The sequence below is a fragment of the Christiangramia sabulilitoris genome (genome assembly GCF_007050985.1).
In the GTDB taxonomy this organism is placed as follows: Bacteria; Bacteroidota; Bacteroidia; order Flavobacteriales; family Flavobacteriaceae; genus Christiangramia; species Christiangramia sabulilitoris.
Window position 1 is genome coordinate 516,317 of the sequence record NZ_VHSF01000003.1, and the last position, 22,259, is coordinate 538,575.

Annotated in this window: 23 protein-coding genes; 13 read left to right on the top strand and 10 right to left on the bottom strand. The window is 40.0% G+C overall.

Annotated features, from left to right (window positions below):
- Positions 1-134: 134 nt before the first annotated feature.
- Positions 135-704 carry a DUF5004 domain-containing protein gene (locus FGM01_RS12420; protein WP_143411486.1) on the bottom strand — a complete coding sequence of 190 codons (570 nt, stop codon included), beginning with the start codon at positions 702-704 and terminating at the stop codon, positions 135-137.
- Between the two features lie 352 nt (positions 705-1,056).
- Here FGM01_RS12420 and rplM point away from each other — a divergent pair, with 352 nt between their 5' ends.
- The 8 genes from rplM (at position 1,057) to FGM01_RS12465 (ending at position 7,911) form a co-directional block, all read left to right on the top strand.
- The gene (gene rplM, locus FGM01_RS12425) at positions 1,057-1,512 is read left to right on the top strand and encodes a 50S ribosomal protein L13 (RefSeq protein ID WP_143411487.1); all 456 of its coding nucleotides are present in this window, start codon (positions 1,057-1,059) and stop codon (positions 1,510-1,512) included.
- Positions 1,512-1,898 (top strand): 30S ribosomal protein S9, encoded by a 387-nt coding sequence (rpsI, locus tag FGM01_RS12430; protein ID WP_143411488.1) that lies wholly within the window; start codon positions 1,512-1,514, stop codon positions 1,896-1,898. The genes rplM and rpsI overlap by 1 nt, the downstream gene beginning before the upstream one ends.
- Positions 1,899-2,064: 166 nt before the next feature.
- Complete coding sequence (gene rpsB / locus FGM01_RS12435) at positions 2,065-2,964, top strand: 30S ribosomal protein S2 (protein ID WP_143411489.1); 900 nt, start codon at positions 2,065-2,067, stop codon at positions 2,962-2,964.
- 88 nt (positions 2,965-3,052) lie between these two features.
- Entirely contained in the window at positions 3,053-3,877 is an 825-nt protein-coding gene (tsf, locus tag FGM01_RS12440; RefSeq protein ID WP_143411490.1) for a translation elongation factor Ts, read from the top strand.
- Between the two features lie 251 nt (positions 3,878-4,128).
- Positions 4,129-4,851 (top strand): tRNA1(Val) (adenine(37)-N6)-methyltransferase, encoded by a 723-nt coding sequence (locus FGM01_RS12445; protein WP_143411491.1) that lies wholly within the window; start codon positions 4,129-4,131, stop codon positions 4,849-4,851.
- A 357-nt stretch (positions 4,852-5,208) separates the two neighbouring features.
- Positions 5,209-6,384 carry an acyl-CoA dehydrogenase family protein gene (locus FGM01_RS12450; RefSeq protein ID WP_143411492.1) on the top strand — a complete coding sequence of 392 codons (1,176 nt, stop codon included), beginning with the start codon at positions 5,209-5,211 and terminating at the stop codon, positions 6,382-6,384.
- Between the two features lie 11 nt (positions 6,385-6,395).
- On the top strand, positions 6,396-6,833 hold the full coding sequence (locus FGM01_RS12455) for an SRPBCC family protein (RefSeq protein ID WP_143411493.1): 438 nt from the start codon (positions 6,396-6,398) through the stop codon (positions 6,831-6,833).
- Between the two features lie 295 nt (positions 6,834-7,128).
- Positions 7,129-7,911, top strand: coding sequence for a DUF3050 domain-containing protein (locus FGM01_RS12465; protein WP_143411495.1), 783 nt, complete (start codon positions 7,129-7,131; stop codon positions 7,909-7,911).
- Positions 7,912-8,109: 198 nt separating this feature from the next.
- On the opposite strand, the gene FGM01_RS12470 is transcribed toward FGM01_RS12465, so the two are convergent.
- From FGM01_RS12470 to trmB, 7 genes are all read right to left on the bottom strand, one after another.
- The gene (locus FGM01_RS12470; protein WP_143411496.1) at positions 8,110-8,445 is read right to left on the bottom strand and encodes a 2Fe-2S iron-sulfur cluster-binding protein; all 336 of its coding nucleotides are present in this window, start codon (positions 8,443-8,445) and stop codon (positions 8,110-8,112) included.
- A 96-nt stretch (positions 8,446-8,541) separates the two neighbouring features.
- Positions 8,542-9,603: an NAD(P)/FAD-dependent oxidoreductase gene (locus FGM01_RS12475; protein WP_143411497.1), complete on the bottom strand. Its 1,062-nt coding sequence runs from the start codon at positions 9,601-9,603 to the stop codon at positions 8,542-8,544.
- 29 nt (positions 9,604-9,632) lie between these two features.
- Positions 9,633-9,875 (bottom strand): NifU family protein, encoded by a 243-nt coding sequence (locus tag FGM01_RS12480; protein ID WP_143411498.1) that lies wholly within the window; start codon positions 9,873-9,875, stop codon positions 9,633-9,635.
- On the bottom strand, positions 9,876-11,009 hold the full coding sequence (locus FGM01_RS12485) for an Mrp/NBP35 family ATP-binding protein (protein WP_143411499.1): 1,134 nt from the start codon (positions 11,007-11,009) through the stop codon (positions 9,876-9,878).
- Between the two features lie 145 nt (positions 11,010-11,154).
- Entirely contained in the window at positions 11,155-11,487 is a 333-nt protein-coding gene (locus FGM01_RS12490) for an MGMT family protein (RefSeq protein WP_143411500.1), read from the bottom strand.
- Between the two features lie 2 nt (positions 11,488-11,489).
- A complete protein-coding gene (locus tag FGM01_RS12495; RefSeq protein WP_143411501.1) occupies positions 11,490-12,113 on the bottom strand; it encodes a LysE family translocator in 624 nt (207 codons plus the stop codon).
- Positions 12,114-12,119: 6 nt separating this feature from the next.
- Positions 12,120-12,794, bottom strand: coding sequence for a tRNA (guanosine(46)-N7)-methyltransferase TrmB (gene trmB, locus FGM01_RS12500; RefSeq protein ID WP_143411502.1), 675 nt, complete (start codon positions 12,792-12,794; stop codon positions 12,120-12,122).
- Positions 12,795-12,859: 65 nt separating this feature from the next.
- Between trmB and FGM01_RS12505 the strand changes: the two genes are divergently transcribed.
- Positions 12,860-13,921, top strand: coding sequence for a glycosyltransferase (locus FGM01_RS12505; protein WP_143411503.1), 1,062 nt, complete (start codon positions 12,860-12,862; stop codon positions 13,919-13,921).
- On the opposite strand, the gene FGM01_RS12510 is transcribed toward FGM01_RS12505, so the two are convergent.
- Both FGM01_RS12510 and FGM01_RS12515 read right to left on the bottom strand, forming a co-directional pair.
- Positions 13,859-14,938, bottom strand: coding sequence for a sensor histidine kinase (locus tag FGM01_RS12510; RefSeq protein WP_143411504.1), 1,080 nt, complete (start codon positions 14,936-14,938; stop codon positions 13,859-13,861). The genes FGM01_RS12505 and FGM01_RS12510 overlap by 63 nt on opposite strands.
- Complete coding sequence (locus FGM01_RS12515) at positions 14,938-15,621, bottom strand: response regulator transcription factor (RefSeq protein WP_143411505.1); 684 nt, start codon at positions 15,619-15,621, stop codon at positions 14,938-14,940. The genes FGM01_RS12510 and FGM01_RS12515 overlap by 1 nt, the downstream gene beginning before the upstream one ends.
- A 175-nt stretch (positions 15,622-15,796) precedes the next feature.
- Between FGM01_RS12515 and FGM01_RS12520 the strand changes: the two genes are divergently transcribed.
- From FGM01_RS12520 to FGM01_RS12535, 4 genes are all read left to right on the top strand, one after another.
- Entirely contained in the window at positions 15,797-18,598 is a 2,802-nt protein-coding gene (locus tag FGM01_RS12520; protein ID WP_143411506.1) for a TonB-dependent receptor, read from the top strand.
- Positions 18,599-18,651: 53 nt separating this feature from the next.
- Positions 18,652-20,631, top strand: a complete 1,980-nt coding sequence (locus FGM01_RS12525) for an autotransporter outer membrane beta-barrel domain-containing protein (protein ID WP_143411507.1) — start codon at positions 18,652-18,654, stop codon at positions 20,629-20,631.
- Positions 20,632-20,796: 165 nt separating this feature from the next.
- Entirely contained in the window at positions 20,797-21,135 is a 339-nt protein-coding gene (locus FGM01_RS12530; protein WP_143411508.1) for a T9SS type A sorting domain-containing protein, read from the top strand.
- An 84-nt stretch (positions 21,136-21,219) separates the two neighbouring features.
- Positions 21,220-22,194 (top strand): LuxE/PaaK family acyltransferase, encoded by a 975-nt coding sequence (locus FGM01_RS12535; RefSeq protein ID WP_143411509.1) that lies wholly within the window; start codon positions 21,220-21,222, stop codon positions 22,192-22,194.
- Positions 22,195-22,259 lie beyond the last annotated feature (65 nt).

The window sequence follows — 22,259 nt, forward strand, 5'->3', positions numbered from 1 at the left end:
GATTGATGATTTTTAGAAGGACGCAAAAATAAATCAAGTGTTACAAAAAAACCGAACAAAAAGAAAAAACCTCACAGATTAATAACTGTGAGGTTTTTACAACTAACACTAAAACGACAATTACAAAAAGTACATTAAATCCTGGTATACTCCAGCTCTAAAATTCTTATAGGAGATGCCTGGGTATTTCCGGGATCGGTCACATATTGATCTGATTCAATTTTCGTTACATCAAGTGAGAATTTGTCCGTTCCCAGGTTGATTAACTTCTTATGTATATAGGTTGTGGAATTGATCTGCAGGTTTAGAATAAGACTGTCATTCCTCACTTCCCAGGCCCCGTTATCCTTTCGGTCTGCCAGGCAGCTAAACTCATCTTGAGCTGTGCCAGATTCAAAGGTCATTTGAGCATTATTACTATTAAATGTACCATCCTGACGAAATGTTATATACATATTGTCAAAACAGGAGGTCTCTTCCAGAAGGTTTTTACTGCTTACCATATCATCATCCAAATCTATTTCAACATCAGCGATCATTCCTGAAAGTATCCAATGGCCATACATATCATTATTGGTAATAGCCGTGGCATTACTGATCTTTAACTGGTCGTTCAGATCTTCTTCCTCTTTGCTGCAGCTAATAACAATGCCTGCAAGCAGGATATATAGAGAAATAGTTTTAAGTTTAAACAGATAGGTCATTACGGTGGATTTTCGAATCCTCCAAATTTAAAAAAGACAGGCTAGTTTTATGACTTTTTTAACACAAAAATTACCTTTAAACGATTTTTAAAGCATTTTAGCGATACACTAAAACTTCCCGGGTAAGAAAAACCAAGTTTAAGGCAACTTAGCCTAATTAAGAAAAGTGCTTTCGTTAAATTAAATATAGCCAATTAGATTCGACTGAAAATCAGTTGCTTCAAAGCAAATAAAATAATCTAACCGCTATTTGCTATATGAATTTATAATTGTACATTTGCACCCCTGTTTTCCCGATTGAGATTCGGGTAAATGGGATTGGAATGTTTAATAATTAGTAAAATCAATTGGTGTGGACACATTAAGTTACAAAACAGTATCGGCTAACAAAGCCACCAGAACCAAAGAATGGGTTGTGGTAGATGCTGACGGACAAAATTTAGGTCGTCTTGCTTCTAAAGTAGCATACCTGCTTAGAGGAAAGCACAAGCCTAACTTCACCCCACATGTTGACTGCGGAGACAACGTAATCGTTTTAAATGCGCAGGGAATCAACTTAACAGGAAAGAAATGGGACGCGAAAGAATACATCCGTCACACAGGTTTCCCGGGTGGACAAAGAAGTCTGACAGCTTCAGAACTTTTCGAAAAAGGTCCGGAGAGACTTGTCGAAAAGGCAATTAAAGGGATGCTTCCCAAGAACAAGCTTGGAGCGGAACTATTCAGAAATTTAAAGGTTTATGTAGGATCTGAACATGATCACGAAGCTCAAAAACCTAAAACTATTAACTTAAACGACGTTAAGTAATGGAGGTAATTCACAAAATTGGCCGTAGAAAAACAGCTGTGGCCCGTGTATATGTTTCAGAAGGAAAAGGAAACATAAGCGTAAACAAGAAAGACCTTAATGATTACTTCACAACCGGAACACTTCAATACAAAGTGAACCAGCCGTTAATGTTAACTGAGAACGAAGGTAACTTCGATATTAAAGTTAATGTATATGGTGGTGGTATTACCGGACAAGCTGAAGCGATCCGTCTTGCACTTTCCAGAGCTATGGTAGCGCTAGACGAAGAAAACCATGGCGCACTTAAGCCAGAAGGTCTTCTTACAAGAGATCCACGTATGGTAGAACGTAAGAAATTCGGTCAGAAGAAAGCCCGTAAGAAATTCCAGTTCTCTAAACGTTAATCTTATTACCGGATTGATTTCCGGGAAGTTCATAAAAAAATTAATTTTTTGTTGTTATTCTGTTCATGCCGGGCAGAAGTTAGTTTAGCATCTAAACAGTCAGGGCCGTACTTAAATGTAGCCACCTGAATGTTGCTATCTCAACAGAACGTAAACTATTACAAAAATGGCAAACAAAGTAGAAGTAAAAGAATTACTTGATGCTGGTGTTCATTTTGGACACTTAACCAGACGTTGGAACCCAAACATGGCCCCATATATCTATATGGAGCGTAATGGTATCCACATCATCAACTTATATAAGAGTGCTGCTAAAATGCAGGAGGCTGGTGAAGCCCTTGCCAAGATCGCAGCAAGCGGAAGAAAGATCCTGTTCGTAGCTACCAAGAAACAAGCGAAAGAGATCGTTGCTGAACAGGCTGAAAAGGCGAATATGCCTTATATCACTGAGCGTTGGCCTGGTGGTATGCTTACCAACTTCGTTACTATTCGTAAAGCTGTTAAGAAAATGGCTTCTATCGACAGAATGAAGAAAGACGGAACTTTTAACTCTCTTTCTAAAAAAGAGCGTCTTCAGGTTGACCGTCTTAGAGCTAAGCTGGAGAAGAACTTAGGTTCTATCTCAGACATGTCAAGACTTCCTGCTGCGCTTTTCGTTGTAGATACTACACGTGAGCACATCGCGATCAAAGAAGCACAAAAACTAAACATTCCAATTTTTGCGATGGTAGATACCAACTCAGACCCACGTGAGGTTGACTATCTAATTCCATCTAACGACGATGCTTCTAAATCTATTAGCAAAGTTGTTTCTTATGTTGCAGATGCTATCGTAGAAGGTCTTTCTGAGAGAAAATCAGATAAGCCATCTAAGAAGAAAGAAGAAAAGTCTTCAAAAGAAGAAGGTTCAGAAGAAAAGGCTCCAAAAGTAAAAAAGGAGAAAGCTGAAGTTCCTTCGAATGATGCTGAGGACAAAAAAGCAATGAAAGAAGCTAAGAAAGATGTGAAGCTTGAATCTAAATCTGAAACTTTAGAGAAAGCTAAATCGTCTAACGAAGAAGAATAAAATAACGTTTTCATAAAATCTAAAAGTCGTTTAGTTTCTTTCTTTACAGTGAGTTTCTAAACGACTTTTTTAAATAAAAGACAATATTATGGCTAAGATAACCGCCGCTGAAGTAAATAAATTAAGAAAAGCTACTGGTGCAGGAATGATGGACTGCAAGAAGGCATTAGTTGAAGCTGATGGTGATTTTGATCAGGCAATCGAATTGCTTCGTAAGAAAGGTCAGAAAGTTGCTGCTAAGAGAGCCGACAGAGATTCTTCTGAAGGAGCTGCTATAGCTAATGTAAATTCAGACAATACTAAAGGTGTGATCATTTCACTTAACTGTGAGACAGATTTCGTGGCTAAGAATGATGATTTCATCAAACTAGCTAATGATTTCGCTGATCTTGCTCTAAATTATTCTTCTAAAGAAGAGCTTTTAAAAGCAGAATACAACGGGATCACTGTTGAAGAAAAACTTACTGAGCAAACAGGTGTTATTGGTGAAAAGATCGAGATAGGTGCTTTCAAAACTCTTGAGGCTCCATTCGTAGGATCTTACATCCACGCTGGTAACAAGATCGCAGTTCTAACCGGTCTTTCTAAGAACGTAGACGGAGCTGAAGAAGCTGCGAAAAACGTTTCTATGCAGGCTGCAGCGATGAACCCGGTTGCTTTAGATGAAAGCGGAGTAGACCAGGAAACTATCGATAAAGAGATCGAGATCGCTAAAGATACTTTAAGACAGGAAGGTAAGCCAGAAAATATGCTTGATAAGATCGCTCAGGGTAAACTTCAGCGTTTTTTCAAGGATAATACTTTGGTACACCAGGCATACATCAAAGAAAACAAGCAAAGTGTTGCTGAATACGTTAAGTCTGTAGACAGCGAACTTGAAGTTGTTGGATTTGAAAGAGTTGCTTTAGGATAAATCCTGATTAACATAATTCATCAAAAGAGGTTTTATTCATTTAAAACCTCTTTTTTTTGTTTTAATCTCAGCTGTCATTCAGAACGAAGCGCAGCGAAGTCTTTTGTCATTCAGAACGCAGCGCAGCGAAGTGAATTGTCATTCAGAACAAAGCGTAGCGAAGTGAAGAATCTTTTCATCGTAATCTCTTAAAACCAGAGATTCCTCCTGGCGTCGGAATGACAAAATCAATAAATTTTTACCTTTATCAAATGTCACAAAAACCTTTCAAATTCAAACAATTCAGTATAGACCAGGACCGTTGTGCTATGAAGATAGGTACAGATGGTGTGCTTCTTGGAGCCTGGACTTCTTTGCAACACCAACCCGATAGTATCCTGGATATTGGTACGGGAACCGGATTAATCGCCCTGATGCTGGCCCAAAGATCTGAGGCCGGACTTATCGATGCGCTTGAAATTGAAGAGAATGCCTACGAGCAGGCGGTAGATAACTTCGAAAAAAGCGACTGGGGTGACCGCTTGTTCTGTTACCACGCAGGTTTCGATGAATTTGTTAAAGAAATGCAGGACGAGGAGAAATATGATCTTATCATATCCAACCCGCCATTTTACTCTGAAGATTATAAATCTGGAAACGAAAATCGTGACCAGGCCAGGTTTTCAGATGCTCTTCCGTTAGAAGAACTCATAGAAGGAGCTTCCCTACTGCTTTCTGATAAAGGCCATTTTGATCTTATCATCCCGTTCACAGAAGAACAAAAGTCTCTTAAAATTGCCAAAGATCATAAGCTTTTTCCTGTCCAAATCACCAGGGTAAAAGGCACAGAATCTTCTCTGGTAAAAAGAAGTCTTATCAGTTTCACTTTTGAAAATAAAGACCCGGAAATAGATGAACTCATTTTAGAGATTTCGAGACATAATTATACCGAGGAATTCAAGGCTCTGGTTGAAGATTTCTACCTGAAGTTATAATTTCCCTGTGTATTCCTTATCCCTTTTTCGAAGAATAGGTATATAAATTTTCGAAATACAGGTAGACCGATTTTTTCAATCGGGCTGCCGCGGAAATTTATATACGATTTTTGGCCTAAGCCAAAAAATTCCTTGAAAAAGGCGTCTTTTTCTTTGCTTCGTTTCTTTTGGACGAGCAAAAGAAATGAAGGACCAATAATAATTGGTTGAAGATAAGATGCTAAATATCTACAAATCATGGAGGAGGTAAAATTCATTTTAAAAAACCTGTGAGGTTATAGAAACCTCACAGGTTAAAAAATAAAAGATTGCTTCTCAATAAAGACTTGGTTACATTTGTTGGAAACACTACACAAAATGAAACCAGATCTTTTTCAGGCTCCTGATTATTATAATCTTGACGAGCTTTTGACCGATGAACATAAAATGGTACGCGATGCCACACGAGAGTTCGTTAAGCGCGAAGTATCCCCTATAATAGAGCAGGCTGCTCAGGAAGCTAAATTTCCAAAACAACTAATAAACGGTCTCGCCGAAATTGGCGCTTTTGGCCCATATATTCCTGAAGAGTACGGCGGGGCAGGCCTGGACCAGATCTCTTACGGACTGATCATGCAGGAGATAGAACGCGGAGACAGCGGCATCCGCTCTACCGCATCAGTGCAGTCTTCACTGGTAATGTATCCAATTTTTAAATACGGCACAGAAGAGCAAAAGAAGAAATTTCTTCCAAAGCTGGCTTCCGGAGAAATGATAGGATGCTTTGGATTAACCGAACCAGATCATGGTTCAAACCCCGGTGGAATGACCACCAATTTTAAAGATAAAGGTGATCATTATCTGCTGAATGGTGCAAAAATGTGGATCTCTAATTCTCCTTTCGCTGATATCGCTATTGTATGGGCAAAAAACGAAGAAGGTCGTATTCATGGATTGATCGTAGAGCGTGGGATGGAAGGCTTTACTACTCCTGAAACCCATAATAAATGGTCTTTACGGGCCAGTGCCACCGGAGAATTGATCTTCGACAATGTCAAGGTGCCAAAAGAAAACCTGATGCCCAATAAATCCGGTTTAGGAGCCCCACTGGGATGCCTGGATTCTGCGAGATACGGGATCGCCTGGGGCGCAATAGGTGCAGCTATGGATTGTTATGATACTGCCCTTAGATATGCCAAGGAAAGAGAACAATTCGGGGTGCCTATCGCGGCAAAACAACTTCAGCAAAAGAAACTGGCCGAGATGCTTACAGAAATCACCAAAGCGCAGCTTATGGCCTGGAGACTGGGAACTTTAAGAAATGAAGGGAAAGCGACCTCTGCCCAGATCTCTATGGCAAAAAGAAACAACGTGGAGATGGCCATTAAGATAGCCAGGGAAGCAAGGCAGGTTTTAGGCGGAATGGGAATTACCGGCGAATACAGCATCATGAGGCACATGATGAACCTGGAAAGTGTGATCACTTATGAAGGAACACATGATATTCATTTATTGATAACGGGACTGGATATCACAGGGCATGCAGCTTTTTAATATCTACCGCTATGCAAAAAATCAGCTATCAGATAGAGATCAACTGCCCAAGGGATAAAGTATTCTCCCTAATGCTGGATAAAGAGCATTACCGGGAATGGACTGCAGAATTTAACCCGACTTCGCAGTATGAAGGTACCTGGGAAGAAGGCAGCAGGATCTTATTTCTCGGTGAGAATGAAGATGGAGAAAAAGCAGGAATGTACAGCCTGGTTGAAAAAATTGAAGCGGGAAAATTAATTAGTATAAAACACCTGGGAATGCTTGATAAAGGCGAGGAGACTCCTTTCGAGGCTGAACTATATGAGAATTATTATCTGGAAGAGAAAAATGACTCCACCATTTTAAAGGTTGAAATGGACACTGAAGATGACTGGATAAAGTACTTCGAAAAAACCTGGCCTAAGGCACTTCAGAAATTGAAGGAAGTCTGCGAAGAAAACTGTTAGATTATAATAGATCAAAACAAGGGCAACGCTTACAACGCTTGCCCTTTTTATATTTATCGCAGCATTCTTTCTTTAGAGGTTTTGGCTTTTTTGGAGAAATACCTTCTATCATCAAATAATCTTTTGACTTATCTGAATAGAATACGATCACATTTATAATATTGATAATCCTCAAGGCCATATATTTAATTTAACTCAAAAGCCTGACCTACTGCGTTAAACAAGCTATAAAAACGGTTTAAGATTTTCTAAATAGCAGTTCAGATTTTACCTTTGCAATAAATTTGCAACGAATATGATCAAAGAGATAAACGAAAGTTTAAAACCTCTAACCAACCAGTTAATAAATCATTCATTATATCAAAAAATAGATTCCCCTGAGCAGCTTCAGATATTCATGGAGCATCACGTATATGCCGTTTGGGATTTTATGTCTTTACTTACCTCCCTACAGGAGATCCTTACCAAAACCACCAATCCATGGTTACCGGTAGGAGATCCCGAAATACGATACCTCATAAATGAAATCGTTCTTGCTGAAGAAACCGATATCAACATACACGGTAAAAGACAAAGTCATTTTGAAATGTACCTGGACGCGATGGATGCCGCGGGAGCTAACAGAAAGAAAGTAGAAGAACTTTTGATGCAGGTCACTCATGGTACCGATATTTTCCTGATCATTGCGACCAGTAAGTTACCCGTTAGTATCAAGCAATTCCTTAAACACACTTTTGAGGTAGTGTATAGCAGGGAGCCTCACAAGATCGCTTCAGCCTTTACTTTTGGGCGGGAAGGACTTATTCCAGACATGTTCTCCTCCATTATAGAAAAAGTACAGAAGAACTTCCCTAAAGAGGATCTAAGCCTTTTTAAATACTATTTTGACCGGCATATAGAGCTTGACGGTGATGAACACGGCCCCATGGCCTTTAAAATGGTGGCAGATCTTTGCGGCAATGATGAAAGAAAATGGCAGGAAGTAAAAGTTACAGCAGAGAAATCTCTGAAAAGCAGATTAATACTATGGGATGGTATTGAAGCAGAAATTCAAAAAGCTAAACTTGAATATGCCTAGCTAAAAGATACCCGGTTTTATTCCGAATGATTAATAATAAAAAAACCTGAACTCAAAAGTTCAGGTTTTTTTATTTTATCGAATTATTAGCTGGTTATCATGATGCTATCTACAGCGTGAAAGCCCTGACCGAATTTAATTTCTAAAGAAATTTCCCATTCACCGCACTTCTTTTGAATCGCAAAACTTGAAAAGGAATTATTCAGAAACCGGAGCGATCTTTACTTCCAATCCATCCAGACCTGATGTAATCGGGATCTGGCAACTAAGCCTGCTATTATCTTCTACGAAAAATGCCTGGTCCAGCATATCTTCTTCCTCATAGCTCCTTTCGGGAAGCATATGCTCAAAATTTAAAATATAGCACTGGCAGGAAGCACACATAGCCATACCTCCGCAAATACCAATGGTCCCTTCTGGTGCCAGTTCATAAGACCGGATCACTTCCATCAGGTTCATATTCATATCTGTTGGAGCATCTACCCGGTGAGCTTCTCCCTCGCGGTCTATTATGGTGATCTTAATGTCAGACATTCTTTTAATATCCTTTTTATTCGTCAAGCTGAACCCGAATCAGCTTCTCATAAGATCCTGAAACTCCCGAAGCATCGGGACAGGATGACGAAAATTCTAATTTATACTCTTTACAACTTCTTTTTTCGCCTCTTTCTTGCTACCGTCAAAACCGCTAACCCCACTTACCGTGGTATACTTCATCACATATTTTTTATCCGGGTTTATGCGTTGATATGCGCTCTGGCACATGATAGCTGCTTCATGGAATCCACAAAGAATAAGTTTCAATTTCCCCTTATAGGTATTTACATCTCCAATAGCGTAGATCCCGGGAATATTGGTTTGATAATCATAAGCATTATCAACTTTAATGGCATTCTTTTCGATTTCGAGTCCCCAATTTGCTATTGGACCTAACTTGGGTGAAAGTCCGAATAACGGAATAAAATGGTCTGTTTCCTTTAGTTCCTCACCAATCGCTTTATCCCGGTGACGGATAAGCACAGAATCCAAATGATCCTCTCCTTTAAGGTCTACCACCTCAGCATCTGTAATTAAATTGATCTTCCCTATCTTCGATAATTCCTCCACTTTTTCAACAGAATCCAAAGCTCCGCGGAAGTCTTTTCTCCTGTGAACCAGGGAAACTTCTGAAGCCACATCTGCAAGGAAAATACTCCAGTCCAGAGCAGAATCTCCCCCACCTGCGATCACCACTTTCTTATCGCGGTAAACTTCAGGATCGCGGATAATGTAGGCCACACCTTTATCCTCATAATCTCTTATGGAAGGAATAGGTGGTTTTCTAGGCTCGAAACTGCCAAGCCCACCGGCGATCACCACTACCGGAGCGTGATGCCTGGTCCCCTTACTGGTAGTAACAATAAAACTTCCATCGTCCTGTTTATCTATAGTTTCAGCTCTTTCTCCCAGGGTAAACCCCGGCTCAAAAGGCTTGATCTGCTCCATTAGGTTATCCACCAGGTCTCCGGCCAAAACTTCCGGAAAACCAGGAATATCATAAATAGGTTTTTTAGGATATATCTCTGAGCATTGCCCACCGGGTTGCGGCAGGGCATCTATAAGATGACATTTTAATTTTAATAATCCGGCTTCAAAAACGGCAAAAAGCCCCGTAGGACCAGCGCCAATGATAAGTATATCGGTTTTAATCATGTTTGAGTTCAATTAAAAGGCAGTGAACGCTATCTTTCAATATTTACTACCTGTTCTATTTGAGGCACGTATTTCTTGATGGTCATTTCAACACCACTCTTAAGGGTCATTTGATTTACAGAACAACCAACGCATGCTCCTTCCAACTGCACCTTAACCAGACGGTCATCTTCTATGGAAACTAAAGATATATTCCCCCCATCACTTTCAAGAAATGGACGTATCTCGGCCAATGCCTTTTCAACATTAATTTTAACTTCTTCGCTTGTCATCTATTTCTTATTAACAGCACTGCAACCAGCCATCGTCGTTATCTTAATGGCTTCAGTTGGAGGCAACTGTTTATTTCTGTTTACGGTTTCCTGTACCATATTCCGGGTGATCTCTTCGAATGCAGCTTCCAAAGGAGTCGCAGTTTGCAAAGCTGCAGGTCTTCCTATATCACCAGATTCTCTTAGACTTTGCACCAACGGAATTTCTCCTAAAAATGGCACTTTCAGGTCTTCAGCAAGATTTTTAGCTCCTTCCTGACCAAAAATATAATACTTATTTTCAGGCAGTTCATCTGGAGTAAAGTAAGCCATATTCTCTACGATCCCTAATACAGGTACGTTGATACTTTCCTGCTGGAACATCGCCACCCCTTTCTTGGCATCTGCCAGGGCAACATTTTGCGGAGTACTTACAATCACAGCTCCGGTAATTGGAAGAGATTGCATAATTGAAAGGTGAATATCACCTGTTCCCGGAGGCAAATCCAGAAGCATAAAATCCAGTTCCCCCCAGGCTGCATCAAAAATCATTTGATTAAGCGCTTTGGCGGCCATAGGGCCTCTCCAAACCACCGCCTGATTAGGTTTGGTAAAAAATCCAATAGAAAGAATCTTCACACCATAATTTTCAACCGGTTTCATTTTAGACTTTCCATCCACGTTAACCGAAAGTGGTCTTTCAGCTTCCACATCGAACATGATTGGTGCAGAAGGTCCATAAATATCTGCATCCAGAATCCCGACCTTAAAGCCCATTTTGGCAAGGGTCACTGCGATATTTGCAGTAACCGTAGATTTTCCAACACCTCCCTTACCAGAAGCAACCGCCACGATATTTTTAATTCCCGGGATCGCTTTACCCTTGATCTCCGGTTTCTTCTCAGGAGCCTCTACTTTTATATTTACTTTAACCTTAGCTTTTTCGTAAACCTTTTCATGAATAACTTTCATTACATCCACCTCTGCTCTTTTCTTGATATGAAGAGCCGGTGTAGCAAGGACAAGATCTACAACTACCTCATCACCAAAGGTCATTACATTCTGCACTGCACCGCTTTCTACCATATTGTTTCCTTCGCCTGCTACGGATATGGTTTCCAGGGCTTTTAAAATCTCTTTTCTGTCTAATTTCATATATGAATTTTAATCAGATTCTTAAGCTTATGTAGACTGATTCTAAATGCAAATATAGTCGGAAAAGCTAAGAATACGAAGAATTAAACAATATTAGATTTATGGAAGGATAGTAGAAAATTATAGCCGATTAGTGCGGTATATCTCAGGAAAGTTCTTTCATAGGATCCCAGAAATGCTTCTCAAATTCTATAATCTGAAGCTCGCGTACTTTCACTCCTTCTGCCTCCAGTAATTGCTGCATGGCATTAGTACCTCCAAAATGATGCTTCCCGGTAAGTACACCGTTTCGATTCACCACCCGGTGAGCAGGAATATCCTCGAGATTATGGGATGAGTTCATGGCCCAGCCAACCATTCTTGAGCTTCTGGCCGCTCCAAGATATTTTGCAATGGCCCCATAAGAAGTTACCCTACCTTCAGGAATCTTTCGGCAGACCTCATAAACTCTTTCAAAAAATCCGGAATTATCGCTCAATTTCAGGTATTAAAAATTCTGAACAGGGCTACAATGATCAGCACCAACATGAGCCCCGCCATAAAATAGTTTGAATATTTGGCAAAAGATTCCGCTTTCTTTTCAATCTTGTCAAATAGTTCCACATACAGGTAAAGAGAGGTAAAGCTACCCAGACAGGCTGCGGCAGAGAAAGATATAATTAATGATATTTCATATTCAATGCCTCCGCTAAGGTCCATAGCACCGGCAATTGCTACGAAATACGGAATAGGAAATACATTAAGCGCCGAGATAAGCATTCCCTTGAACAAACTTTGAGCCTTCGCTTTTTGCCTGTTTTCATTCACTCCTTTTTTATGTCTCGCTTTAATGAAGAAGTACACTGCCAGGATACAGAAGACCACTAGGCCAGCACGCAGGATCATTCTTCTAACGAAAGGATGATCAAAAATATATTTAGCCAGTAAAACGGCAATAAATGCCTGGATGAGAATTACAATTCCGGCACCCAGGGCAACATATAAACCACTCTTTTTTCCTTTTTCAACACAGGTCTTGGCGACGGTCATATTTACCAGCCCCGGGGGTAATACCCCAATGAAAGCCGCGAAATATGTAATGAGGAAAATTTTAGTTTCTTCCAATACGCCTTATTTTATCTTGAACTGAATATATGTGATAGGTTTTCCTTTTTCAAGATACTGTTTTTCATAGAAAGTCTGTATACCTGTTACTTCCTTTGGAGAATATTCATTTTTATAAATATCGTGGTGAGCATATAGCACCTCGTGTCCTTCACCATGCAACAAGCCTAAAGTATAACCATGCATGAACTCAGAATCGGTTTTGAGATGCATTAACCCGTCTTCTTTTAAAATGTGCTTATACCTCTGCAGGAATTCTTTATTGGTCAACCTGTGCTTGGTACGTTTATATTTTATCTGAGGATCGGGGAACGTGATCCAGATCTCACTAACCTCACTGCCTGCAAAAACATACTCAATCAGCTCTATTTGTGTTCTCACAAACGCAACATTCTCCAGCCCCTCTTCAATAGCTGTCTTTGCGCCACGCCAGAACCTGGCCCCCTTAATATCTATTCCTATAAAGTTCTTACCGGGATTTTGTCGTGCCAGTTCCACGGTGTACTCGCCCTTACCACATCCCAGTTCCAGAACTATTGGATTGTCATTCTTAAAAAAGTCTCTGCTCCAGTTAGCCTTTAACTTAAAGGAACCATCTGTTAGTTCTTCCCTTGAGGGCTGAATTACATTTTCGAATTTCTCGTTTTCCCTAAAGCGCTTGAGTTTGTTCTTACTTCCCACTAAATTTTAATATTTTGGCAAAATTAAAGAAATTCAATCACCTGCCGGTATAATATATATGTAATATGAAAAATAAGAGGATTCTGGTAGGTGTTCTTAACTGGGGCCTTGGCCACGCTACCCGTTGCATTCCCATCATACGGGAGCTTATATCGCTGAAATACCAGGTCATTATCGCTTCAGATGGGGCAGCATTTCTGCTTTTAAAAAAAGAATTTCCCGGATTACTCTTCGAAGAACTTCCTCCATATAATATTACTTATACCAAACAAGGTTCTCTGCTCAAATGGAAATTGTTGCTGAATACACCCCATATTCTAAGGACTATTAAAGCTGAATATGATCTTACTCAAAACCTTGTTGAAAAGCATCAGCTAACCGGAATAATATCTGATAATCGCTGGGGAGTAAGAAGTGAATTGCTGAATAAAAATGTTTTTATAACGCACCAGTTAAATGTGTTAAGTGGCAACACTACTTTTCTTAGCAGCTATATTCAGCAACAATATATCAAAAAATTCGACCAGTGCTGGGTACCAGATGTGGAGAATGAACCCAATCTTAGTGGCAAACTGGGCCACGTAAATAAAGAATCTGAAAACATCAAATACCTTGGTGTCCTGAGCAGGTTTAAGAAGAAAGAAATGACGATAACTTATAATTACCTGGTATTATTAAGCGGTCCAGAACCTCAACGCGGTATACTTGAAAAGTTGCTTTCAAAAGAGTTTAAGAATACAGAATCGAAAACTCTCTTTATACGCGGGGTCTTTTCCGAAGAGGAAATTTGCAGTAACAATCCCAACCTCAGCATTCTTAATTATTCCTATGGGAAAGAATTGGAGAGTTATATTAACCAAAGTGAGATCATTATTGCCAGATCGGGATATACCACGGTCATGGATTTATCTAAACTGGAAAAAAAAGCTTTTTTTATTCCCACACCCGGGCAGGAGGAACAGGAATACCTGGCAGAAAGACTGAAAAATAATGGAATTACGCCCTGTTGTGATCAGAAAGATTTCAGGATTTCAAAATTAAAAGAAGTTGAAAACTATAAGGGATTAAGTAATTTCGGGAATAACCCTGTCCTCAGGGATCGCCTTGCTTTTTTCCAGGGTAAATGAGAATTCACTTCCTACCCCGAAAACGCTTTCTACATATATCTTTTCCTCATGTGCCTCCAGGATATGTTTAACAATAGATAATCCCAGGCCAGAACCACCTTCTTTTCTTGAACCACTTTTATCTACCCTGTAGAAACGCTCAAATAACCTTGGAATATTTTCCTTTGCTATACCCTCACCGTTATCTGTCACCCTGATGATAACCTTATTTTTTATAAGGTTTTCTATACTTATTTCGGTGGTACCCCCGCGCTTGCCATACTTTATGGAATTCACTATAAGATTGGTTAAAACCTGCTGGATCCTTTCCCGGTCTGCCCTTACATAAATAGGTTCCTCATATTCCAGGTCAAAAGTGAGGGTGATCTCTTTTTTGGCTGCTTTCATTTCCAGCAGATCAAATGAGGCATGTATAAGATCAACAATATCAAAAGTTTCATATCGCAAATGCAGATCGCCGGTTTCCAGTTTGGTGATCATATCAAGATCTTTTACTATATAAATAAGTCTTTCTACTCCTTTATTTGCCCGGGCAAGGTATTTTTTTCGAATGGCTTTATCCTTATGTGCTCCGTCCAACAGGGTGAGTATATATCCCTGTACCGTAAATAACGGAGTCTTGAGCTCATGGGATACATTTCCCATGAATTCTTTTCTGTATTCCTCCCGTACTTTTAAAGTTTCAATTTCCAGTTTTTTGTCCTCGGCAAATTTCTTTACCTCGCGGGTAAGGCTGGACATATCTGTAGTGATCTGGTTAGGCCTTAAAGTAGTGGAATCTAATAGCGATACATTATCATACACTTTTTTGATCCTTCGGTAGATAAAGCGTTCTACTCTGTACTGAATAATAAAAAAGGTAAACAGGTAGCAGAAAATTGCAAAGATGAGCAGGTAACCCCAGGGGGAATCGAAATCAAGTAATATAAAAACAGCCAGCAAAAGGGTGAGAAAAACACTTATATAAAGAGCAGTTCTAAGAGCAAACCTGTATGATCGTTTAAATTTTTGTGGCATTAAACTACAAACTTATAACCTACACCTTTTATGGTTTTGATTTTTTTATCGCCGATCTTCTCCCTTAGTTTTCTAATGTGAACATCTATGGTTCTTCCGCCTACAACAATATCATTTCCCCAAACGGTATTCAGGATATCTTCCCTGGTAAAAACCTTGCCCGGTTTTGAAGCCAACAGAGAGAGCAGCTCAAATTCCTTTCTGGGCAAAGCCATCTCTTCTCCTTGCTGAATTATTTTATATTCCTCGCGGTTTATAATGATATCTCCAAGTTCTACTGCCATTGAGACGGTGTCTTCTTCCCGGTAGCGCCTTAATAGTGCCTTAACCTTGCTCAGCAACACCTTGGGCTTTATAGGTTTGGTAATATAATCGTCTGCACCGGCATCAAATCCAGCCATTTGAGAATAGTCCTCTCCCCTGGCGGTTAAAAAGGTTATGATCGTCCCTTCGAGGTCTGGTATCTTTCTTATTTGTTCACAGGCTTCGATCCCATCCATTTCAGGCATCATAACATCCAGTATAATAAGGTGGGGAGTATGTTTTTTAGCAAGCTTTACTCCTTCTGCTCCATTATTTGCAGTAATTACCTTATAACCTTCAGAAGACAGATTATAACCTACGATTTCAAGGATATCGGGCTCATCGTCTACCAGTAAAATCTGAATGTCTTTTTTCTTCATCTTGATTGCTTGAGTTGGTTTTGAGACCATAAAATTAACCAATAATTTAAACTATAGACCGGTTAACCTATTAGTAACATTAAACTAACTCTTTGTTCAACAAAGATTAATTCTGAGGTAACACGCTTGAAGACGCTTCATTGTTTATTTGCACCGAGATATTACAGCAAAAGAAATGAAACGAATCTTATTAGCATCCCTACTATTATTAGCAACCATAATGCAGGCTCAGGAAAATAAATCTGGAGCCATTGGCGGTAAACTTTCTGATAAGGAGATGAATGGCGAGCCCCTTCCTTTCGCCAACGTGTTATTAAAAAACTCTTCTAAAGGAACAACCTCAGATTATGACGGTATATACCTACTGGATAAACTGGAACCGGGAACCTACACAGTAGTTTTCAGTTTCGTGGGTTACGAGACCCTGGAAATACCAGATGTGGTTGTACAGGCAGGAAAAGTAACCGAAGTAAATACAGAGCTTGGCTCCAGTGCAGCCTCTCTGGATGAGGTTTTGATCACTACTGTTTCCAGAAGAGATTCTGAAGTAGCTCTTCTTATAGAACAAAAGAATTCAGTAAATATCAAGGAAAGCATCGGGGCCCAGGAATTAGCCAAATTGGGAGTTTCTGATGCAGCCACAGCAACCACAAAAATTTCAGGGGTTACCAGCAGTGAAGCTTCAGGCGATATTTTTGTGAGAGGACTTGGTGACAGATATTTGTATACCACCATGAATGGTCTTCCTATCCCTTCAGACGATGTGGAGCGCAAGAACATTGATCTTGGGCTATTCCCTACCAGAGTTATCCAGAATATTTCTATTAGTAAGAACTATTCCGCAGAGAATTCTGCAGACCAGGCTTCAGGTAGTATCGACATTACTTCCAGAGAACTTAGAGGCAACAGTGAACTGGACCTGGGAGTAAGATTTGGAGTAAACACAAATGCAGTGGGACAATTCAGTGATTTCAAAGTTTCTCCTAATCAACAGGATGTATATTTTGGATTCTACGATCAAAGCATACCTACCGAGTTTTCTTTAAACAACCAGAGCTGGGATCCACAGAACGCGGTTCTTCCAATTAACAGAAGATATGCTCTAACCGCAGGAAAGGAATTTGGAGATCTGGAAGTGCTTTTTACAGCATCCAATTCAGTTGATTCTGAATATAACACGGGAACCTTCGCTAATTACCGAAATAATGACTTTGAGGACGGTTTCACAGATGCAACCAATTATAAAAAGACAGATAACAATACTGCCCTTTTAGATCTTGGTTACCAGATCAACGACAACAACAGGATCAAAGCTACCAGTTTATTCATCAATAAAGTAAGCGATGAAGTATTTGAAGGTGGTAGAAATGGTGAAGGTGTTGTTTTTGAAGAGAGCGACCAGGGAGATGGTTTCAATCAATTTGTACGCGACCAGAACACCAAACAAACAAGACTTTGGGTAAACCAATTGCACGGTTTTCATGAAATGTTGGATGGCAAAAACGAGATTGAATGGGCTGCAGGTTACAATATGGTAGATGCAGATGAACCAAACCGAATTAGAAACGAGGTTAACATTCACCCAACTGAACCAATTCTACTTGGTGAGACAGGAGCTTTTCAACAAAGAAAATCTACCCAAAGGATCGACGATCGCGAGTTCAACGCATTCATCCAGGACCGGTACAACTTTATTCAGGATGAAGAAAATGGAAAGATGGCATTCGTGAAATTTGGAGGTAATTACAGAAATAAGGACAGGGATTTCTATTCCAGGTTCTTTGGAGCTGAAGAAAGAAATTTCAATACCGTAAATCCATCTTCTATAGACAATCTTACGGACATCTTTACCACAGAGAATTTTAATAACAGAAGACTTAAACTTAATATTCTGGATCCGGATATTTATTTTGGAAGCCTGGAATCCTTATCTGGTTTCGCATTCTTCAACTACGGAAACGAAAAATGGAACCTTAATGCAGGTGCGAGATTTCAGAAAGATGATCTCAATGTCATCTTCGACGTGAATAACTACCCTACAAACCTGCCAAACTTTGTAAACAAATCATACGACAATATTTACCCGAGCATCAATTTCAGGTTTTCTCCAAACGAAGACTCGAATATTAGACTGGCAGCGAGTAGAACTATTACTTTACCGGAATTCAAGGAGATCGCTCCATTTGAATATGTATCACAAACTGGTTTGATCACCAGAGGTAATCCAGAGCTGGAAGCTTCTACCAACACCAATTTTGACCTTAAATATGAGATCTTCCCAAGCTCCGGAGAACTTATCTCCCTAACCGGATTTTATAAGAATATCAACGATCCTATCAACAAAGCGAGAGAAAGAGGTTCTGCCCCGGTTTTCTCTTACTTCAACGCCGGTCACGAAGCAAATATCTATGGATTGGAACTTGAAGCCAGAATGGATATCATCGAGAATGAGAACCAAGCCGGATTAGATGTGGCCGTAACCGGTAACGTTACCAGAATGTGGCATAAACAGGATCTTAAAGATGTATACAACGAGAATGGTGATTTTATCAGAACCTTCCGTTATAACGGAAAAGATGAGATAGGACTCCAGGGAGCATCAGACTGGATCTTCAACGCATCTTTAAATGTATCCACCGAAACTGAAAATCCTTTTACAGCAACACTGGTTGGGGCCTACGCTTCAGATAAGATCTTTGCATTAGGTAACCCTGAAAGCCAGAGACTAGACCAGATAGACATTCAGTTTAATGATGAGATCATCGAAAAAGGATTCGTCACCCTGGATCTTATAATGTCTAAGGAAATAAATGATCACTGGGAGCTTGAATTCAGAGGACAGAATTTACTAAATCCGGAGATCGAAAGAATCCAGGCGATCAGACCAATTTCAGGAAATGCAGGCGAAACGAACCAAACAGTGAGATCTTACGATCGTGGAGCTGTGTTAAGCTTAGGAGTAAGCTATTCTTTTTAACCAATTAGAATTAAATATAACCACAACCATTTTTGAAAATTAGTATCAAGATTATGAAAAACGCAAAACAAATCATGTCAATGGCTGCCATCTCTATAGCATTACTAGCGACCTCCTGTAGTAATGATAATATCATTGAGCAAATTGACCCAATTGATGACGCCCCAACCAGCGGGATCGACCTGGAACTTAACGGGTCTGTAAATGAAGATATGACACTGGACGGCTCTGAAATATATAGCCTCACCGGAGTACTTTCTATAGAAAGCGGAGCGACACTAACCATACCTGCAGGTACCGAGATCATCGCCGATACAGACAGAGATGAAAGTTCAGCAACCAATGTATATATCGTTGTGCAAAAAGGAGCGCAGATTAACATACAGGGAACTGCAGGATCTCCGGTAATCATGCGTTCTGCCAGTGGAGAATCAGGAACCTGGGGTGGATTGATCATCGCCGGTAATGCACCCACTGCAGCCGGTGCGAATGCAACTGCCGAAGTAGGCGGAATTAGATATGGAGGTCAGGATTCATCAGACGATTCCGGGTCTATCAATTACCTGCTACTTTCAGATGCCGGGGCAGCTATCAACTCAGAGTCTCAGTTCAATGGATTATCTCTTTATGGGGTAGGTTCTGAAACCTCTATACGAAATGTTGCTTTAGTGAATGGAGCAGATGACGGAGTGGAATTCTTCGGAGGTTCTGTTTCTATCACTAACCTGTACCTCGAAAATAACGAGGACGACGCGGTAGACTGGACAGAAGAATGGACCGGATCTTTAGAGAATGTTTATGTGCTTCATACCATAGAAAACTTCTCCACGGCTATTGAGGCAGATAAGGAGAATGGAAACCCACAGATCACAAATTTCACCGCGGTATCTACTACCGGCGGAACGGCGCTTCAGTTCAAGTCTGTTTCCGGAGCAACGATCACAGGACTTTCACTTTCTGGATATGACACTGCCGTAGAGATTACAGATGAATCGAGAACAGATCTTTCGGGAATCATCCTTAATGGTGCAGTTGCAGATCTAAATGCAGATTACTCCGGTGACCCTACGGTAGATGCATCCCTGTTCGACTGGATTAGCAACAGAGGCCAGGTGAGCGTTTTACCCACAATCATTGACAGCAACCTTACCCTGGATGCAAGCAATGAATATGTACTAAGCAGTACCGTTTCTATCGCAGACGGTGCGAAACTAACTATTCCAGCAGGAACAGAGATCACTGCCAGAAGTGATGGTGAAACCGATGCAACAAACATTTATATCGTGGTTCAGCAGGGAGGAAAGATCGAAGTGAACGGGACCGAGTCTAAGCCTGTAGTGATGTCTTCAACTTCTGGTGAAGCCGGAAGCTGGGGTGGTCTGGTGATCGCGGGTAAAGCTTCTACAGATGCCGGCACGAATGCTACTGCTGAAGTTGGTGGTATCCTATATGGTGGGACTACAGATGACGACAATTCAGGTTCTATAAATTACCTTATCCTGAAAGATGCAGGAGCCGCAATTAATTCTGAATCTCAGTACAATGGTTTATCCCTTTACGCGGTTGGATCTGGAACAACCATCCAGAACATTGCCATTATAAACGGTGCAGATGATGGGGTTGAGTTCTTTGGAGGAACGGTTTCTGTAAAGAATCTTTACCTGGAAAATAACGAGGATGATGCCGTAGACTGGACTGAAGGATGGAGCGGAACCATCGAAAATACTTATGTGAGTCACACCATAGAAAACTTTTCTACAGCAATAGAGGCAGATAAAAGAGATGCATCTCCCAGGATCATAAATTTCACTGCTGTATCTACCACCGGCGGAACCGCATTACAGTTCAAAGCCACTTCTGGAGCAGTGATTGAAGGTTTATCCCTGAGTGGATATGAAAACATCATAGATATCACAGATGAAAACAGAACTGACTTATCAGGCATAATCATAGAGGGTAATATTGCCGATCTATCGGCGGCATATGATACAGAAGCGACGGTAGATATCAACATGTTCAACTGGGTAATGTAAATAAAATACCGTTTCATAACAATTTGAATATCAATAATTAGCCAATTTAAAAGGGTTGCAACGTGCAACCCTTTTTTTTATTTTATTTTTTTATATTTAGATGATTTTAATGGCAAGATTTTTGAATTTTTATTTGTAAGTTTGTTTAAACCTCCACTATAAAGAATGAAGCAAAAGTACCTATTTACCTTTTTTCTTTTCTGTTTCCTGATGATTGCCTTACCGGCTAATGCTCAGGAATCTGCTCGTGTTCCTACGCGAACAGAAGTCCCAATTGAAGGTTTATCAATCTATCCTAACCCGGTTACCGGTGGTAAAGTTTATATTTCTTCAAATAAGAATCAGGATAAAGTGATCGAGATCTACAATGTGCTAGGCAAACCGGTTCATAAAACTAGATTAAGAGGGAGAGAGATGGATGTTTCTGGTTTGACTCCCGGGATCTATATTTTAAAGATCCAGGAAGGCAGAGCGAAGGCTACCAGAAAGTTAGTTGTGAAATAACATACATACGATATAGATTTAAAAAGCTTCTGTTTCAGAGGCTTTTTTTATTGCTTAATTTTGAGAAAATTCTGAATTGGCCCAATGCTGGAAAATGACATTTTTAATATCTCCAATGAAGATGAGTTTGAAACTCTGGCTTTAGAAGTATTCAATCATCAGTTTAAAAATAACCGGGTTTATAATCAGTATTGCAGTTTGTTGAAGAAAAGACCATCTGCCGTAAATTCCATTCGGGATATTCCATTTTTACCTATAGAGTTCTTCAAGAGCAAAAAACTAATCACGGGCAATGCATCTCCAGAAATCACTTTTACGTCCAGCGGAACCACCGGGGGAAATACCAGTAAACACTATGTCACCAGCCTAAAGCTATACGAAAAAAGCTTCCTGAAAGCATTTGAAAAATTCTACGGTAACCCTGAAAAATTTGTATTCCTGGCGCTGTTACCATCTTACCTGGAACGCACTGGCTCCTCACTTATTTATATGGCAGATGCGCTTATTAAACTTTCCAGCCATAAGGAAAGCGGCTTTTATCTTAATGATATTGGAGCACTGTCTGAAAAATTAGAAGCGCTGGATAAAAGTGGTGAAAAAGTTTTTCTTATTGGAGTCTCTTTTGCCTTGTTAGACCTGGTGGAAAGCTACCAATTTAATTTAAAAAATACTATTGTCATGGAAACCGGTGGAATGAAAGGCAGACGTAAGGAAATGATCAGAGAGGAATTGCATTCTGTTTTGAAGAAGGGTTTTAATGTAGATCGTATTCATAGCGAATACGGGATGACCGAGCTGCTTTCTCAGGCTTACTCCAATGGAAATGGTATATTCGATTGTCCTCCCTGGATGAAAATACTTATTCGTGATCCTGAAGATGCCTTAAGCTTAATTCCAGGCGGAAAGACCGGGGGAATAAATGTTATTGACCTGGCCAACATAAATTCCTGTTCATTTATTGCCACTCAGGATCTTGGAAGAATAAAAAATAGCGGGATTGAAATTCTGGGAAGATTTGATAATAGCGACATTAGAGGCTGCAACCTATTATTATTATAAAATTATCACTTGGGTTTGTAAAGTAAAAGAAAGTTTTTCGACCTATTCAGTGCAGGATAAGATGG